Annotated in this window: 12 protein-coding genes; 8 read left to right on the top strand and 4 right to left on the bottom strand. The window is 37.2% G+C overall.

The genetic code is table 11. The features are described from left to right. Positions 1–342 precede the first annotated feature (342 nt). Together AC0L6O_RS10210 and AC0L6O_RS10205 are read left to right on the top strand one after the other, a co-directional pair. On the top strand, positions 343–909 hold the full coding sequence (locus AC0L6O_RS10210; RefSeq protein ID WP_473308314.1) for a Crp/Fnr family transcriptional regulator: 567 nt from the start codon (positions 343–345) through the stop codon (positions 907–909). 75 nt (positions 910–984) lie between these two features. Continuing rightward, the gene (locus tag AC0L6O_RS10205) at positions 985–1,932 is read left to right on the top strand and encodes an SDR family NAD(P)-dependent oxidoreductase (RefSeq protein WP_473308313.1); all 948 of its coding nucleotides are present in this window, start codon (positions 985–987) and stop codon (positions 1,930–1,932) included. 136 nt (positions 1,933–2,068) lie between these two features. On the opposite strand, the gene AC0L6O_RS10200 is transcribed toward AC0L6O_RS10205, so the two are convergent. Beyond that, positions 2,069–4,045, bottom strand: coding sequence for a VCBS repeat-containing protein (locus tag AC0L6O_RS10200; RefSeq protein WP_473308312.1), 1,977 nt, complete (start codon positions 4,043–4,045; stop codon positions 2,069–2,071). Positions 4,046–4,358: 313 nt separating this feature from the next. Here AC0L6O_RS10200 and AC0L6O_RS10195 point away from each other — a divergent pair, with 313 nt between their 5' ends. The 3 genes from AC0L6O_RS10195 (at position 4,359) to AC0L6O_RS10185 (ending at position 7,108) form a co-directional block, all read left to right on the top strand. Further along, positions 4,359–5,231, top strand: a complete 873-nt coding sequence (locus AC0L6O_RS10195) for an AraC family transcriptional regulator (RefSeq protein WP_473308310.1) — start codon at positions 4,359–4,361, stop codon at positions 5,229–5,231. Positions 5,232–5,318: 87 nt separating this feature from the next. After that, positions 5,319–6,167 (top strand): nuclear transport factor 2 family protein, encoded by an 849-nt coding sequence (locus AC0L6O_RS10190; protein WP_473308308.1) that lies wholly within the window; start codon positions 5,319–5,321, stop codon positions 6,165–6,167. 263 nt (positions 6,168–6,430) lie between these two features. Next, positions 6,431–7,108 carry a hypothetical protein gene (locus AC0L6O_RS10185; RefSeq protein ID WP_473308306.1) on the top strand — a complete coding sequence of 226 codons (678 nt, stop codon included), beginning with the start codon at positions 6,431–6,433 and terminating at the stop codon, positions 7,106–7,108. A 20-nt stretch (positions 7,109–7,128) separates the two neighbouring features. Here the strand turns inward: AC0L6O_RS10185 and AC0L6O_RS10180 are convergent, their stop codons facing one another. The 3 genes from AC0L6O_RS10180 to AC0L6O_RS10170 form a co-directional block, all read right to left on the bottom strand. Next, positions 7,129–8,826 carry an amidohydrolase gene (locus tag AC0L6O_RS10180; RefSeq protein ID WP_473308305.1) on the bottom strand — a complete coding sequence of 566 codons (1,698 nt, stop codon included), beginning with the start codon at positions 8,824–8,826 and terminating at the stop codon, positions 7,129–7,131. A gap of 133 nt (positions 8,827–8,959) precedes the next feature. Then, the gene (locus AC0L6O_RS10175) at positions 8,960–11,557 is read right to left on the bottom strand and encodes a sodium-translocating pyrophosphatase (protein WP_473308304.1); all 2,598 of its coding nucleotides are present in this window, start codon (positions 11,555–11,557) and stop codon (positions 8,960–8,962) included. A 110-nt stretch (positions 11,558–11,667) separates the two neighbouring features. Beyond that, positions 11,668–14,535 carry a S8 family serine peptidase gene (locus AC0L6O_RS10170; RefSeq protein WP_473308302.1) on the bottom strand — a complete coding sequence of 956 codons (2,868 nt, stop codon included), beginning with the start codon at positions 14,533–14,535 and terminating at the stop codon, positions 11,668–11,670. Positions 14,536–14,563: 28 nt separating this feature from the next. Between AC0L6O_RS10170 and AC0L6O_RS10165 the strand changes: the two genes are divergently transcribed. The 3 genes from AC0L6O_RS10165 to AC0L6O_RS10155 are packed head-to-tail and all read left to right on the top strand — an operon-like array spanning position 14,564 to position 18,662. Further along, positions 14,564–17,038 (top strand): PIG-L family deacetylase, encoded by a 2,475-nt coding sequence (locus tag AC0L6O_RS10165; protein ID WP_473308300.1) that lies wholly within the window; start codon positions 14,564–14,566, stop codon positions 17,036–17,038. Continuing rightward, positions 17,035–17,994, top strand: a complete 960-nt coding sequence (locus AC0L6O_RS10160) for a vWA domain-containing protein (RefSeq protein ID WP_473308299.1) — start codon at positions 17,035–17,037, stop codon at positions 17,992–17,994. The genes AC0L6O_RS10165 and AC0L6O_RS10160 overlap by 4 nt, the downstream gene beginning before the upstream one ends. Beyond that, the gene (locus tag AC0L6O_RS10155) at positions 17,991–18,662 is read left to right on the top strand and encodes a hypothetical protein (protein WP_473308298.1); all 672 of its coding nucleotides are present in this window, start codon (positions 17,991–17,993) and stop codon (positions 18,660–18,662) included. The genes AC0L6O_RS10160 and AC0L6O_RS10155 overlap by 4 nt, the downstream gene beginning before the upstream one ends. Positions 18,663–18,664 lie beyond the last annotated feature (2 nt).

Genomic DNA, 18,664 nt, shown 5'->3' with positions numbered 1-18,664 from the left:
AACTCTATTCTATTTCAGGCTCTATAGCTGAGTCCTCATATCATTCTACCTAGGCGATAATTATCGAAAAAACTATTGTAAATAGCCACCTATAAGGATAAATAAAGTACTACAAAGCCCAACGGACAAACTATTCATAATTACTGATGAAGTGAATGTAAAATTGATAAGAACTAAGAGCAAGCTAACTTATTAAAAGTTGGGTAATTTTCCAGAAATCTAAATTAAACTCCATTGTTCTATGGAGGTATACTTCGAACTTATTCATTTTTCATTTCTTCCAATCAACATATTTGCCATTTGACAATTTGTATTATCTTCCAAAGCTAGAACTTTGTATTTATGGAAAAATTAATAAACTATCTTTTAGAATTTGGGCAGTTAAATCAACAACAAGTTGACCTTATAAAAAGAAAACTGAAAATACTAGAATTAAAAAAAGATGATTACTTTTCAGAGGCTGGAAAAATCCCAAAACAAGTGGCGTTTATAGATTCTGGCATACTTAGAGTATGTTATTATAACAGCCTTGGGGATGAAATAACGAAATATTTCATTGAGGAAAATAACTTTGCAGTCGATATTAATAGCTATAATCAAAGAATTCCATCATCCGAATACGTTCAAGCAGTAACAGACTGCACATTATTAGTTTTTAGTAAAGAAGTTTTTGAAGACCTTTCTGCAACTATAATAACTTGGGATGATATCATAAAAAAAATAACAGAAAAAGCCTTGATTGAAAAGGTAAATAAAATTAGCCCTATGCTAGCAGAAGACGCCTCAACAAGGTACCTTAATTTCTTAGAGAAGTTCCCAAACTTGGCAAACCGAATACCGCTTTCTTACATTGCTTCTTATCTAGGAATAACGCAATCTTCACTAAGCAGGATAAGAAGAAACATTTAAATCACAATTTGTCAAATGACAAATGCTTTTGTTTTTTCAATTATAAACTTTGTCCCATAATTAAATATAACAATTATGGAATCAATAATAATAACAGGAGCAACTAGTGGCATCGGTTTTCAATGTGCCTTAGAAATGGCTAAACTCGCCAAAGACCAACAAATAATAATACCTGCTAGAAATGTACAGTTTGGCAATGAAATTCTTAAAAAGATCAAGGCTAAAACAGGTCATGAAAATCTAAAATGTCTGGAACTAGATTTAGCATCACTTAAATCTATTAAGAAGTTTTCTAAGAATTTTGCTAAAAAAGAGTACAATTCCATTTCAATTCTTATCAATAATGCAGGTATCCAAAATATAGCCACAACAAAATATACAACTGACAAATTCGAGCAAACATTTGGTGTTAATCATTTGGGGCCATTTGCATTAACTATGCAACTATTGCCCTATATGAGCCAAAATGCTCATATTACTTTTACATCAAGTGAAACCCACGACCCAGCCCTTAAAACGCCCATAGAACCACCCATTTATACCAGTGCAATTGAATTTGCTTATCCGAAAGAAACAGCAGAAAAAGAAAATATAGTAGGGCAGCGAAGGTATTCTACTTCAAAACTCTGTAACATAATGACCACGTATCAGCTGCAAGAGCGATTGCAACATACCAATATGAGGGTTAATGCCTACGACCCAGGAATGACCCCAGGAACGGGCCTTGCCAAGACGTACTCACCAATTATGCGTTTTTTATGGAAAAACATTATGCCCGTTTTGACACTGTTTAAAAAGAACGTTAACACACCCAGTCGAGCAGGAAAAAAATTAGCCAACCTTGCATATCATGAAAAATATAAAAACCTAAAAGGTATATATTTCTCAGATGGAGAGGTAGTAAAAACATCAATAGATTCTTACAACAAAAAGTACCAGATAGATTTATGGGACTGCAGTTTGGAACTTACGAACACCAAATTTCAGCCCTTAGAAACTTTGGAAGTTAAATCCAAAAACTAAGTCATACAACCTCCCAAAACTACGTTTTGCTATTAAATAGCTTACTTATTAAGAAGCAATAGAACATCTAAAGGAAGTTTTTGTAGAAGAAAAGAACTTTATCTACAGAAACTTCAATAGATTCATATCAAAAACCTTATTGCTTAAATAAATACATAAAACCGTCTTCTGCTCCCACTAACAAACTTGGTTTTCCATCCTTGTTTAAGTTAATCATGGTAGGTGACGTGGTATGTCCTGCTAGCCTTTGAGTTGAAATATCACCTCTAAAAGCTAGTTGGACTTGACCATTTTCTGTTCCTAAATTTTCAAAAAGAACAACATTTAAACCATTCACCAGGAGGTCTAAATCGCCATCTTCATCCCAATCTACAAAACACCATTTTCGTCTACCGCTGCCACCTGCTTCCCCTACATTTAAGCGTAAAGCCCCTGTTTTGTTAACTTTCACATCATTCCTATTGGTAAAACCAGAACCATTCACACCCTGAAAAATACGATTCCCTGGCTTTAATTTCAGTATTCCATCTTGCTCAAAACGTTCAAAATAAGATAAATAACCTTCATGGTCTAGCATGACTAAATCCATCAATCCGTCTTTGTTCCAATCTATGGCATTCGGCGTAGTTCGCCACTGTGTAGCTAATTCTGTTGACTTAGGATTCCACCAATTCCATTTTGGTTTTGGAACTTCCATATTGCCCCAATCCATAATAACAGGCTGAGATTCCGCTAGTTTTGGTTTCCCTTTTTGACCAATATTTTTATGCCATGTAATGGTTCCCCAAATAGAATTCACCAGAACATCTTTTAAACCATCACCATCCCAGTCTGCCACCGAGAGTGTGGTGTAACCCCATTTTGCCTCTGCAGGCCCTTGAATAGAACCTTTTTCTCCTGCTAAATAACGAATAGGTTCGTTTTCAGCTTCCAAATTAACTGGCGGTGCCCATATTCCGTTTAGATTCTCTACAAAACCAATGTAACCAGCAGAGTTTCCACATATTAAATCATCGTCACCATCATCATCCCAGTCTACCGCAAACGGTGTAACTAAAGCTCCAAACTTAATATGCTCGGCCTTTTGCTGAAAGTATGTTGGACTTTCAAACTGCGGCATGCGGTCTTTTACTTTTTCCGTATTTTCCACCAAAGCCACACGACCATCTTCATCACCTATAATAAGGTCTATGTCGCCATCTTTATCCCAATCTACAGCTGTTGGAATAATCATCTCCAAATCCATTTTGATTAAGCCTGCAGTGTTACTTAAGAATCTGCCTTCGGCAAAAACGGGCTTTTTTTGTGAACCTATATTTTCAAACCACGTCAACCTGTCAAGAAATTCGCCACATATCAAATCTAAGTCTCCATCACCATCAAAATCATACATATTGGGCGATGGTGCCCCGTAAACGTCAATTGGTTTATTGTTGGCTAAAATTTTACCTCTATTTTTATAATTACCATTTACATTTTCCAGATAATAAACCACACCACGCAGCGGTCCATTTGTCCAATTCCCTGCCTTATCAAAAGCATTATCCCAACCGTAATCAGACCAATCGTCTATTCCAGCCAATAAATCTTGGTCGCCGTCACCATCATAGTCCACATATTTCCATTGGCTAAACCTTATCTTTTTATGGTTTTTCTCTAAAGATTTATTGTCAAATATTGTTCTGGGATTATTAAAAAGCTCCGTTTCAAAGTTTAGATATTCCACCCCTGGACCTAAAACTTTGGCTTGCCCATTTACATTAGAAACCTGAAGGTTTTTAAATCCTTCGGCAATCTTTTTTCCTTTTTCGAAAACTACTTCTTTATCTGTCTTTTTAGAATTGTTCTCAAAAAAGTAGGTACCATTAGAAGGCTTATCAGGACATGAAACTATCAAATCCATGTCGCCATCATTATCAAAGTCCATAGGAAGTGGCCAAGCCCAAAGACCCACTCCTAAATCCACCACCAGGTCATCATTTTGATAAGCCAATTTTTGAAAATCTGGATTTTCAGTGGCAGCAATAGGCTTTGTAGTTTTACAGCCTAGAAAAACCACAAAAGGCAAAAGAAAAATTAGAGTATAGACGGTCTTCTTTTTAGTTAAATTCATTTCAATTTTATCGGGTTAAATGTACACGCCCCATGGCAAGCGTTATCTTAAATTTATAGCTTTTAAAATCATTAAGTCAAGCAAACATTCCAAAATAGATAAAAGGCAAGTTTCAGAAGTTAAAGGGTTAATAAGAAATACGCTTGCTCCTAAACGTTTCTTTGTTAATAATTCTAATTTTCGGCTTTAAACCTCGATTATAATGAGGCATTTAAAACAGCTCAACCGCTTCTTTTGAAAAGTATTTTATGTAGGCTTATTTCTATTCTGTAGCTTTATCATTTAAAAGCAAGCTTCAGAAAGCAAGAGTAAATTGACAGATAAAATTCAAAAATATAATTTCAAAGAGGGGCTTCCACAGGAGTTTGAAATTATCAATTTCGAGTACCTTTTGAGTGATTTCTCTGAAGAAATCAGTAAACCCCACAGAGCAGAGTTTTACCAAATTTTATGGTTTCAGGAAGGTGCCACTACACACCTAGTCGATTTTAATCCCGTTGAAATTAAACCCAACACCATCCTTTTTATAAGTAAAAATAGTGTTCAGCTCTTTGATAAGCGTATAGACTTTAAAGGCAAGATGATTCTCTTTACAGATGATTTCTTCTGTAAATCCGAAGCTGATACTAAATTCTTAAGAAGTAGTATCCTCTTTAATGACTTGCTTTCAGTTTCTAAATTTGAACTCTCCGGTTCGAATTCAATTATCGCCAGTGTTTTTAATCAAATGGAATTAGAGTTAAAAAACGCTAAAGACCATTATCAGTCTGACATACTTAGAAACGACCTCCACAACCTGCTGCTACATTCTGAACGAGAAAGGCGTAAACAAGACTTTATAGCACTTAAAAAAGATGTAGACCTTGATTATGTCTTGCTATTTAAAGATCTTTTAGATGCTAACTTTATTGATCAGAAGAAAGTCGCCTTTTACTGTCAACAAATGTATATCACACCTAAAAAACTGAATCAGGCTACTTCAAAAATATTTGGGAAAACTCCAAAGGAAATTATAGATGATAGAGTCTTGCTGGAATGCAAACGACTACTGGCTCATACCAGCGAAAGCGTTAAAGAAATTGCTTTTTCATTGGGTTTTGAAGAGCCTACCAACTTTATCAAATACTTCAAAAAACACACCGATAAAACTCCCGTTGAATTTAGAGCAGAATTTGTTTCGGCCTAAAAGTATCACTGAAAGGATTTTTTTTATCGCTTCTTATTTTCCGCGACCCTGCACCTTTGCATCATCAATTTAAACAAACAAATGATGATGAAAAAAACAATATTAAGTACAACGGTAATTTTAGCACTAGGTTTAACAGCTTGTGATGCTCAAGAGGTAAGCTCACAGAAAGATGAGCTAAGTAACAAAGAAAAAGCAACGGCTTTATTAGTAAGTCTGGAAACAGGTGACCAAACCCCAGTTGGGTATATTAACCCTACTAACTATACACAGCATAACCTTGGCGTAGCTGATGGTTTAGAAGGTTTTGGTGCGGTATTACAGCATGCTCCAGATGGCGGTTTTAAAGCAAATGTAGTTCGTTCGTTTCAAGATGGAGACTATACTTTCTCCCATACGGTTTATGATTTCTTTGGACCAAAAATAGGTTTCGATATTTTCAGATTTGAAGATGGGCTTATTGTAGAGCATTGGGATAACTTAGGAGCTATTACTGCCCCAAACCCTAGTAATCATACACAAACTGACGGAAGTACGGCCATAAAAGATTTAGAAAAAACAGAAGAGAATAAGGCTTTGGTTAACGATTTCATCAACACAGTTCTTATCAATGGTAATTTTGATAAAATTGGAAATTACTTTGACGGAGATAATTACATTCAGCACAATTCTATGATTGGTGATGGCCTTTCTGGCTTGGGTCAGGCACTAGAAGAAATGGCAAAAAATGGTGTAACAATGGTTTTTGAAAAAACGCACTTAGTGCTAGGTGAAGGAAACTTTGTTTTAGCTGTGAGTGAAGGTACTTTCGCTGGTGAGCATACTTCTTTCTATGATCTATTTAGAGTAGAAAATGGTAAAATAGCTGAGCACTGGGATGTGATAGAAACTATTGCCCCAAGAGCAGAATGGAAAAACGAAAACGGTAAGTTTTAATGGAATTGGGCTGAAAGCTTAATGTGTAAAATAGAATTTAAGGCGATTAGTTTCCACAAGGGAGGCTAGTCGTCTTTTCGTTTGTAGGCTTTTCGTCAAAAGAACCTTTCCCTAAAAGTTCAAACCTCCACTAATTCTCAATGTTGGGTATCTGTAGAAATACCGTGTCCCGCCCAGTAAGAAAAACGAGCATTAGCCCGTAGTATATTTGAATGTAACGTTGCCTTTAGGATAAATTGTGTTAACAATAAACATAGCAGAAAATGAAAAAAATAATCATCCTTACATTACTCATTCTCAGTGCACTTTCTATAAAGTCTTTCTCTCAGGACTTACAAAGTAGTAAAAACACCATCATAAAAGTGGATTACCTTTATGCCTCTATACTCTTGAATAATCTTGATAAATATGCTCCTGCCACCCCAAGAGAAAAGAAAAGTTTCGACAATATTCAGAAACAACTTAACATAGATTGGCAAAATCTATTGTTTAACAAAGTGTCAGCTGCGTTTACCGAAAATAATATCAAAACCGAGCCAATAAATTCCTTAGAAAACTATAAGGTGCTTTATGACAATGGCTTCCCCGCTATATTGATGGCGAAATCGGCCATTAAAAAGATGGTTAAAAACGGATATAGCTCAGACAATTTTATCCTAATCAAACTCAGCACCGAAGCTGATACTGGCCTTAAAGGAGCTTCCACCACTACCGTAAACAAGTTTACGCCTAAAGCCAAAGTAACTATCGACGTCTTTAGTTCTGATGGTAAAAAAGTGCATTCGGCCTACCATACAGCCTCAGCACCAGAAAAAGTAACTAATAAGGCCTATTTCGGAAGCAGATTTGACAAACTAGATGATGACATGATACTCAGATTGAAAGAGCTTTATGAGCCTTTGATAAACGAAGCTATTTCTGAAGCCGTGGCTAAACTTTAATCATTTGCTTAGAACAAAAATTACTTGGCAGTATACACCACTTGACCATCAAAAATAGTCATAGCCACTTTAGTTTTTAAGATATCCGTTTCTGGAATAGTCATAATGTCTTGGTCAAAAATGGTAAAATCGGCAAGTTTACCTTTTATGATAGAACCCTTTATTTCTTCATCAAAAGAACCATAAGCAGCATCTATGGTATAAGACTTTAAAGCTTGCTCCCTCGTCATTTTTTGTTCTGATTCATACCCATTTTCTGGTGTACCTTTTAGCGTCTTCCTGCTCACACTAGCGTAAAAGCAGGCAATAGGGTTAATGGGCTCTACTGGAACATCTGTGCCATTGACAATAGGAACTCCAGATTTTAGAAGCGATTGCCACATATAAGCACCTTCTTTTATTCGTTGCTCTCCTAGCCTATCTATAGCCCAAGGCCTATCAGACGACATATGAATGCCTTGCATGGCAGGAATTACATTTAAATCCGCAAATCGTGGAATATCAGATGGATTAAGATGCTGAGCATGCTCAATTCTGAATCTATGGTTCTGACTTTTTTTAGGATACTTTTCAAAACCTAGTTCATATTTATCAAGAATCTCTCTATTAGCTCTATCGCCGATGGCATGACTACAAACCTGAAAGCCGTTTTCTAATGCCTTGTAGACTATATTTTCAACACTTTTCAAAGGGATGGTAGAATGACCAAAATGACCAGGCATATCAGAATATTCATCTAATAACCAAGCTCCTCTAGAACCTAAGGCTCCATCAGAATGAATTTTTATAGCCCTTATGTTTAAAAGATTGTCTTTGTCAAAGGCGGGCCCTTTCTTAAACCAATCTTTCAACAAATCACTGTCGGTACTTGACAGCATAGCATGAAGTCTGAGCTTTAGCTTACCTTCTGCTTTCATTTTCTTATAAAGCTCTACAGTTCCGCTATAAATTCCAGCATCATGAAAACTGGTTATTCCGTTTCTGTGACAAGCTTCTATAGCTGATTCAAAGGCCTTTTGAACCCTTTCTGGGCTATCTTCAGGTATTGCACGGCCTATTACGTATTGTGCCCTTTCATTAAAAATACCCGTTGGTTTTCCATCTGGGTATCTAATTATTTCGCCACCTTTTACTTTCTTGGGAGTTTTGGTAGAAACGCCAGCTATTTCCATGGCTTTGGCATTGGCAAATCCCGCATGTCCGCTTGCATGACCTAGGTAAACAGGGTTGTTTGGAGAAACAGCACTTAAAGCCTCGTGGGTTTGAAAACCTTTGACCATAGATGCTGGTAGTTCCGACCATTTACTTTGGTGCCAACCTCGTCCTAATATCCATTCGCCAGGTTTTGCGTTTTTGGCGGCTTCTTCCACTATATCAATTATATCTTGATAGCTGGTGGTTTTGCTTAAATCAAGCTCCAATTCATTATATCCTAATCCCATTAGATGCCCATGCCCTTCTATAAAGCCAGGTGTCATGGTTTTTCCTTCCAAATCTAACATTTTGGTGTTAGCCCCCTTAAAGCTCAAAGCTTTTTCCATGGAACCACTAAAGAGTATTATATTATCTTTGATAGCTACCGCTTCTACTTTAGGGTTGGCTTCATCTACGGTATAAATAGTGCCACCATGAATGATTAAATCTGCTTTTGAAGAATCAATTTCCGCTTTAAAGGAAAAGGCAATAAATACGGACAAAACAAAAAGTATAGTTCTCATTGGTAGTTTCTTTTGATTATATTTTATTAAAGTTAAAAATTAGCTGAAAGAATATGGGCTAGATAACAGCAAAAAAAGCAGGCCGTCAATAAAATTGACAGCCTGCTTTAGTCTTAAACAAGAAAGTAAAGAATTATTTCTCTCTCACACTTACCGCTATTCTACGGTTTTGTTTTCTTCCTTCTTCTGTATCATTTGTAGCAATAGCATGCTTTATGCCATAACCTTCAGACTCAATACGCTCAGCATTAATTCCCATTCCTACTAAGGCCGACTTAACCGATGCCGCCCTGTCAGAAGACAATTTTAGATTTGCATCAGCATCTCCAGTATTATCTGTATAGCCACCTATTTTAATCTTCGAAGTAGGGAATGCTTTCAATACTTGAGAAATATTAGCAACCTCACCCATGGTATTCGCATCTATAGTAGCACTGCCTGTCGCAAAGTTTAGGTTTTGAAATTCGAACCAGTTGTCTTTTCCTGCTTCTGAGTTTTCATCTTCAATGAAGTCAACCAATCTCTGCTCCATACTTCCTTCCACAAATCCAAGACTTATGTTCTCACCGAACATTTTAGTTCTGTTAGTAGGTAGTTCCTTAAATACCGCATAACCTTCTTTTTCAACTGTAGGCCTATCTACAGCTATATGAGGTGCAATAACTAAAGAAACGATAGACATCAATTTAATAAGAATATTCATTGATGGTCCTGAAGTATCTTTGAATGGGTCTCCTACGGTATCACCAGTTACTGCAGCTTTGTGAGCTTCAGAACCTTTATATTCCATTTTACCATTAATCAGAACACCTTTTTCAAAAGACTTCTTAGCATTATCCCATGCTCCACCAGCGTTATTCTGGAAAATACCCATCAAAACACCTGAAACAGTAACACCTGCCAAAAGACCTCCTAAAACCTCTGGTCCGAAAGTAAAACCTACTATCACTGGAGTAATTAAGGTTATAAGACCTGGAAGCATCATTTCTCTAATAGACGCCTTCGTAGAAATATCTACACATTTATCATATTCAGGTTTCCCTGTTCCTTCTAAAATACCAGGAATCTCTCTGAATTGTCTTCTTACCTCTTCTACCATTTCCATGGCTGCTCTACCCACTGCAGCAATAGCCAAAGAAGAGAATATAAAAGGAATCATAGCACCTACAAAAAGACCCGCTAATACATCAGCCTTATAAATATCAATAGATGAAATACCTGAAAGCCCAACAAAGGCAGCAAAAAGAGCCAAGGCTGTCAAAGCAGCAGAAGCAATGGCAAAACCTTTACCACTAGCAGCAGTAGTGTTACCTACAGCATCTAAAGTATCTGTTCTTTCTCTAACCTCCGCAGGAAGCTCACTCATCTCTGCTATACCACCTGCATTATCAGCAATAGGTCCGAAAGCATCAATAGCCAACTGCATGGCCGTAGTGGCCATCATACCAGCCGCTGCAATAGCAACACCATAAAGACCAGCGAATTCAAATGATAAAAAGATACCAGCTGCTAAAACCAAGATTGGAATAACTGTTGACTCCATTCCTACAGCCAAACCACCAATTATGTTGGTTGCGTGACCTGTAGAAGATTGATCAACGATAGACTGAACAGGCTTTTTGCCCATTGAGGTATAATACTCTGTAACAATAGACATGATAGCTCCTACCACAAGACCCAAAATAATGGCATAAAAAACATCCATTCTAGTAAAGTCCTCTCCTCTGATGCTCATTTTTTCAGGTAAAATATACATCACTAAAGGATATGATGCTACGGCTGTAAGAACCATAGAACCCCAGTTTCCAATATTTAAAGCATTTTGAACATTTCCGTTATCATCTTTAACACTCACAAAGAATGTACTAATAGCTGAAAAAATTAGTCCCATACCTGCAATAAGCATTGGCAATAAGATAGGTGCCCATCCTCCAAAATTATCAGCAGAGTCAATCTCTCTACCCAAAACCATGGTAGCTAAAATAGTAGCCACATAAGAACCGAATAAATCGGCACCCATACCTGCTACATCACCTACATTATCTCCTACGTTATCTGCAATAGTAGCAGGGTTACGAGGATCATCTTCAGGAATACCTGCTTCTACTTTACCTACTAAGTCAGCTCCTACATCGGCCGCTTTGGTATAAATACCTCCACCTACTCTTGCAAAAAGTGCAATAGACTCCGCTCCTAATGAGAAACCAGCTAATACTTCTAAAGCTTTCTCCATACCATGTGCGTCACCTGTTCCAGAAACAAACATATTGAAGAACCAGATAAATAGTAAACTAAGAAACAATACTGCTAAACCGGCCACGCCAAGTCCCATAACTGAACCAGCAGTAAAAGAAACTTTTAAAGCATCTTTAAGTGAAGTTCTAGCGGCCTGTGTAGTTCTGACATTGGCTTTAGTAGCGATGTTCATCCCTACATATCCTGCAAATGCAGAAACAAATGCACCTATTACGAATGCAACACCTATTAACCAGTGAGAATTTTCAACAAGGGTTCCTGACCATGTCAAAAGTAGAGCTACCGCTACTACAAATATTCCCATCACTCGCCATTCGGCTTTTAGAAAAGCTAATGCTCCATCTGCAATAGCCTGAGCAATTTCTTGCATCTTTCCTGAGCCCGCGTCTTGTTTGTTTACCCAATTGGCTTTTATCACCATAAAGAGCAATCCGACGACACCAAGAATTGGCACTAAGTAAAATAAAGGATCCATAAAGTTTCTGGTTTATTGTTGGTTTAATTGAAATAATAGTTCGTTAAAAAAAAGTTCAGCAAATTTAGGGTTTCCATCAAAGAAAAAAAATTTAAGCCATCTGGCCTCAATTAGTTAGGGCAATTACCTATTTCTGCTTTGAAATTAGTATTTAATTTTGATTCAAAACCTGGGTTTAATAAAATTGAATTTGGAGCTGTATAATTGATATCTGAATTTTCTTTAATCAGTTGTGATGAAGAGATTGGACTTCCATAATAATTCTGCTCACTACTTTCTATAATGATTGACTCTAAAGTTAAAGGCGTGGTGGCTTCCAAGAACTTAAATGGAATATTGACCAATGCTGGACATGACCAATCTTGAAGGCAAGTGGCCGTAACATTTAATGGCGGACTCACATTGTTTAGCACTACCCCATCACCATATTTTATAATGCTATTATACTTCCACTCTATAGTACCATTACAGCCTAAGCCAAAAAGAAGGTAACTCTCTGTAGCACATAGCGTGATAGGCGAAGTTTGTGGTGCAGAACTTGAAATGCTGTAAGAGTATGGATTATTATCTTTATCAGTTCCCGAAACTGTAGCTCCACTTTCCTCAAAAGTAGCAGAAATACCAGAACCTTTAATTAAAGCATCTATTTGTGTAGAGCTAGCATATAAGGAAGAAGTTGGGTACGCATAAATATCAGGAATACTTTTAATCTTCACCGTAGATTTTGCTGCTCCGCCATAACATATGCCAGGGCTTTCACTTACGGCATAATAGTATTGAGTACCAATAGTAGAAGTAGAAACCGTCAAAGTATCATTGCTAGAAAGTAAATTCGTCAAACCTGCATCTGCATACCATTTAACCGTTGGTAAGCCTGCTGGTTGTTTTGTTTTTATAGTAACAGAAAAGCCTGACACACATAAAGGATCCAAAGTAGAATCATCGCTTGCCTTTAGAGTCCAAACACCCACAGGAAGCTTATCTTCATACACGCTCAAATCACCAGCAGCCTTAAAGCTTCCTGAACTTGGTAACGGGTCACCTATCAAACTAGCACCATTTACATTAAAAACTGTAGTTACCATGCCAGAACTAGCAGTTCCTCTTCCATAGTCACTTACTCTAACCAAATCAACCTCCACCCCTTCTGGTGAAACTATGCTAAAAGAAACCTCTTCGTTAAATGGAGTGGCTCCACCATCAGGAATACCACAATTGCTTTGAGTACCTCCATCTTTCTTTTCCCATGTAATGGAAATTGAAACCGAATCTATCAAACCCGCTAAACCAGAAACATTGACCGTAGGATAATCTCCACTCTTTAAGAAACCGTCGAAACCCACTGGTGAGCCAGAATAAGATGTCTCTTTTGGTCCAAAAGCATTTGCAGGAGCGGCTCCAGGCGTAGCAACTACATAATCATTCTCCCCATCACAGTAAAAGGTAGTCAAATCCGTAACAGAAGGTTTTGAGGTGAAAACCTCATTATAAATAACTTTTAGCTCGTCTGACTCTACAATACAACTACCCAAAGTTCTTACAAGCTTATACGTACCTTCTGCTTTGGCATAAAAACTCTTAGCATTTGAAACGCTAATGCCATTCAAGAACCATTCATAATTCTCAGATGAAACAGCGTTAATATCAAATAGAGCAGAATCTCCTTCGCAGAAATAATTGGTAGGGCTAATAGTTGGGTGTTCTGCAAATAGATTAGCTCCTTTACAAGCCACTGCTTTTAGTAAGTTGACTCTACCTGTGCCAAACATTCCTAAGCGTGTAGGATTTTCGTTATCAATATTATCCGAGGTTATTTTGAGAATTGTTTCTAAACTATCACCACTTAGCGTAGGAAAACAAGCTCTCAGATATGCCGCACATGCAGAAACTAATGGTGTAGCCATAGAGGTACCATTAAAAGAAGCATAAGTGTTAAACGGAATAGTACTCAAAATACCACGACCAGGAGCCGAAATATCAACATACTCACCATAACTGGAAAAACTACTCATGCCGTCATCTATATCTAAACTGGCTACTGCTAAAACATGTTCGTAAGCGGCAGGGTATTGTAAAATACTATTTCCCTCATTTCCGGCCGCTGCTATTACCATGACCCCATTGGCGTAAGCGTCATTAATTACATCTTGTTCTAATTGGGAGTAACCTCCGCCTCCCCAAGAAAGACTTATTATTTTAGCTCCTTGATTTACAGCATAAGCCACTCCTTCATAACCATGGGTAATAGCCCTATTTCCTGCGTAATTTGCAGTTCCTTTAATTGGCATAACCTTTACTCTGTTATTCCCAGCAGATGCTATTCCAGTAGTATTATTATTTACCGCAGCCACTATACCTGCCACATGTGTTCCATGAGAAAAACTTGCGTCTGGGGGAGTTGGGTCGGCATCATTATCACCTACATCATAGCCAGTGACTAAATTGGCTGCTAAATCTGGGTGAGTTATATCAAAGGCATTATCTACCACAGCCACAATAATATTTTGAACGCCAGGGTTAACATCCCAAGCCTCTGGTGCTTTAATCTTGTCTAAAAACCATTGCTGATTATAAAGCGTATCGCTAGGTACACTAATTATTTCTCGTTTCCTGATTCTTTCTACATACTCTACGGTAGGGTCTTCCTTTAAATCTTTTAAAACCTGTTCAATAGCAAGTTCATTCTCAAGTTTAATTCTGAAGACATCCTTTATTTCATCGTTTTTAGAAAAGAAATAAGGATTTGACGCATCCTCTATTTTGGAATTCGCTTTTTCAACAATTCCATTTATTACAGGGATTTCGCTTTGAATATTTACATCATTTGTAAGTTTAACCAAACCTCTTCTAACGAAATTGGGTTTAAGCTTAACATATATTTCTCCTTCAACAAATTCGTTGTTAATTTGCTGAGCCTTGCCAATGGTCACAAATGACAACCAAACTAAGCATGTGGTTTTAAAGAATCTTTTTATCAATCTGATATATTTGAATATTCGCAAATTAATGAAAAAACTAAGTTTACTCCTTCTATTACTTACTTGTTTTATTGTAAGGTCTTTTGCTCAAAACACAAATTACAGCACTGGTTCTCTTCTTCAAGGGCTTGACAAGTTAAATGTAGTAGGAACTGCCTTATACATTGCAGCACATCCAGATGATGAAAACACGCTTTTAATTACATGGCTAGCCAATGAAAAAAAAGTAAGGACAGGTTACATTGCTATGACCAGAGGTGATGGCGGTCAAAATTTAATAGGGACAGAAAAAGGTGATTATGCTGGACTGCTTAGAACACAAGAGTTATTAGGAGCCAGAAGCATTGATGGTGGCGAACAATTTTTTACCAGAGCAAATGATTTTGGATATTCTAAAACTACCGAAGAGGCTTTAGCTACATGGGGAAAAGAACAAATACTAGCTGATTTAGTATACCGAATTAGAAAGTTCCAACCAGATGTCTTGATAACCAGATTTCCGCCAGATGAGAGAGCAGGACACGGACATCATTCGGCATCTTCCTTATTGGCAGAAGAAGCTTTTGAGGCTGCCGCAAATCCGAAGGCTTTTCCTGAACAACTAAAAGAAGTTGATACTTGGCAAGCCAAAAGATTGGTTTGGAATTTTTATAATAGAGGTTTTACAAATACACCTCCTGATGATGATAGCAACTTTATCTCCATGGATATTGGAGGTTATAACCAATACTTAGGTGAGTCTTATGGCGAAATAGGTTCTAGAGCCAGAAGTATGCATAAAAGTCAAGGTTTTGGTGCAGGCCTTTTTAGAGGAGAAAGAATAGAAATTTTAAAACACACCAAAGGAGAACCAGCGAAAGAAGATTTATTTGATGGTGTAAACACCACATGGAGCCGTATAAAAGGGGGCGAAATAGTTACTAAAATCATCATTGACATCAAAAGGAATTTCAACCCAGAAATGCCAGCAGCCTCGGTGCCTGCTTTAAATCAGCTTTATAAGTTGATACAGACCCTACCCAAAAGCCCCATAGTCGATACTAAACTAGCTGAATTAGAAAATTTGATTCTTCGCTTTGCAGGCATTCATTTAGAAATTAACGCTAAAGATTATAATGTAAGCCCGGACGACAAACTAAGTGGAACACTAAGAATAATCAACAGGTCATTTCTAAAAGCAAGTCTTGCTAGTTTTGAGATACCAAGCCTTGCTTACAAACTCAATGAAGAAAAACAACTTAGTGATGGCGAAAGACTAGAAATACCATTTGCGGTGACCGTACCTAAAAGCATGGCTATTTCGCAGCCATATTGGTTAAAAGAGAAACACCCAATTGGTAATTATGTAATTAGCGATGAATCTTTGAAAGGTTTACCACTTTCCCCTCCCGCTATCACAGGAGAAGTAAAATTAAACATTGAAGGGCTTATTCTTAAGATAGACCTTCCAGTTGATTATAAATATGTAGAACCGTCTTTTGGTGAAATATACAGACCATTGGAAGTTAGCCCTACTATTACCTTAAGTCCAAATACCAACGCACTTGTTTTTAATACCACCAAAGCACAAGATATTTTAGTAACAGTAAGAGCTTCTGAAGAGTTAGTAAAAGGAAATGTGTACTTAGAATTACCTAGTGGATGGTCATATTCACCAACTAACGCTTCCTTTAACCTTAAAGAAAAGAATAGTGAAAGTGTTATTAAATTTAGCGTAGTTCCCCCAAAAGAAGCTTCTGAAGGTCAAATTTTGATAAAAGCGAATGCCAATGGTCAAACTTTTGAGCATGCTAGAAACAGCATCAAATATGACCATATTCCTCAAACTACTACTTTCCCTAAAGCTGAAATTGAGCTTGTAAAACTCGACCTTAAAAAGAAAGGAAAGAAAGTAGCTTACATTCAAGGTGCTGGTGATGATATACCAGAAGCTTTGAAACAAATAGGTTACACTGTTGACTTTCTGACAGAAGAAGACTTAAGTAAAGACCTGTCTAACTATCAAGCTATTTTGATAGGAATCAGGGCTTATAATGTACACGAGTGGCTGCCTTTTTACCATAATAAACTAATGACTTATGTAAAAAATGGCGGTAACCTTATTTGTCAATATCAAACGAGCCGTGGTTCGGAAAGCTTTACAGACAAAATGGGGCCTTACCCTTTTAAACTAACCAGAGACCGAGTAAGTGAAGAAGATGCAGAAGTAAGGTTTTTAAATACCGATGAGCCCATACTCAATACTCCGAACAAACTAGGAGCAGCTGATTTTGACAATTGGGTACAAGAAAGAGGTTTGTACTTTGCATCAGATTGGGAAGCCAATTACAGTGGCGTTTTCTCAATGAATGACAAAAATGAAAGCCCAAAATCTGGAAGCCTTATTTATACCAAATATGGCAGCGGAAACTATGTTTATACAGGTCTTTCCTTTTTCAGAGAGCTGCCTGCAGGCGTATCAGGTGCTTACCGCTTGATGGCTAATTTGATTTCAATGAAATGAATTGGAGTAAAACAATTTCATATTGGGAGATAATTCTAATTCTCTCCTTTCTTATACTTTATGCCTTCTACTTTTTTAGAATGCATAAAATAGGGAAACAACTGGGTAAACCTTCAAAAGCTATTTACTTCAAGTTTTTCCTAAGAATCACATACTTAGCATTAATGATTATTGCCCTTCTAGGGCCTAGTTTTGGTATTTCTGAAACAGAAGCACGTTCATCTGGGAAAGACATTTTCTTTGCAGTAGACCTATCAGCATCTATGGACTGTACAGATATTTCACCTAGCCGGTTAGAAAAAGTTAAAATTGAAATTACCAACCTAATAGAGCAATCTAAAGGTGACCGCTATGGCGTGTTGGTGTTTTCATCAAGAGCCTATTGGCAAATTCCTTTGACTTTTGACGTAAACCTAGTAAAAGAGTTTATAGCTGGTATGAACACGGATATGATGCCAAATCCTGGTAGCAACTTGGAAGCTCCATTAGCCATGCTTCAACAGAAATTTAGTCAAAGCCAAGACAAAACACGCTCTCAAATAGCTTTCTTATTTACAGATGGAGAATCCTATTCTGAAGTGACAGAAGAGACTATTTCTAAAATACGACAAGAACAAAAGCAACTAGTGATAGTAGGTGTGGGTACAGAAGTAGGCTCCGATATTTTAGAGAATAATAGTCCGGTACTTTTGGAAGATGGTAGCTTGGCTATATCAAGGCTTGATTTAAATGGTTTGAAAGAAGTTTCTAGAAATGCCAACGCAAAACTCTATACTTTAAGCTCCGAACAAGATAATTTAGAATTAGCCGTGCAAGACATCAAAAACCTTAAAAGTGCGGTTATTGATAGAAACAAACTTATGGTAGCTAACAATAAGTTTGGGAATTTTCTTCTAGCCGCTTTTATTTTAGTTGCTATTGATATTCTAATATCCATTAAAGTATTCCAGATTTGACACCTTTTTTCTTTCATATCATCAGGTTGCTTTTCAGCTTCATTTCGCCAACCGACGCAAATGAAAGAGACACGCTATTAAGACAATTAGACAATGCTTTTGATGGTAAAAACTGTGAACTTGTAAAAAGTACTTTTGATACATTACAATTCAAGAAACTGCCTATTTCTGTAGAAGCGAGGATAAAGCTGGCCGATTGTTACCTTATACTTCATGATACTGCCAGTTTAAGACAAGAGCTTTCTTACCTCTCTTATGTGAGAACTCCCACTCAAAAATCTATCATTCTTAATCAAAGAGCCCAGCTAGCCGCAGTTAAAGGTGATACCTTGAAAGCAATAAATCTTCTAAAAAAGGCGATTGAGACGGAAAACACTAATACCTTTGCTAAACGGAATTATGAGCTGTTAAAAAAGATTTATCATCCTAATGACAACAGAACTCCCCCACCTACCGCTCCCAAAGCTGATGATACAGCCGAAGAAGACGCAGGAGGAATAGTGGATGCATCTGGAGCTAAAGATGACGAACTAAATAGCAGTACACCGCCTAAGATAGAAAGGGCACAAGCTTTAAAACTTTTAGATGCCATGAGGGCAAACGAATATAACAAATTACCAGTGCTTATAGACGCCGCGTCTGATACACTGGATTTCGGAAATTGGTAAAA

Source organism: Arcticibacterium sp. GJ41-1 (assembly GCF_055808875.1).
This window is presented reverse-complemented; position numbering and strand designations above follow the sequence as displayed.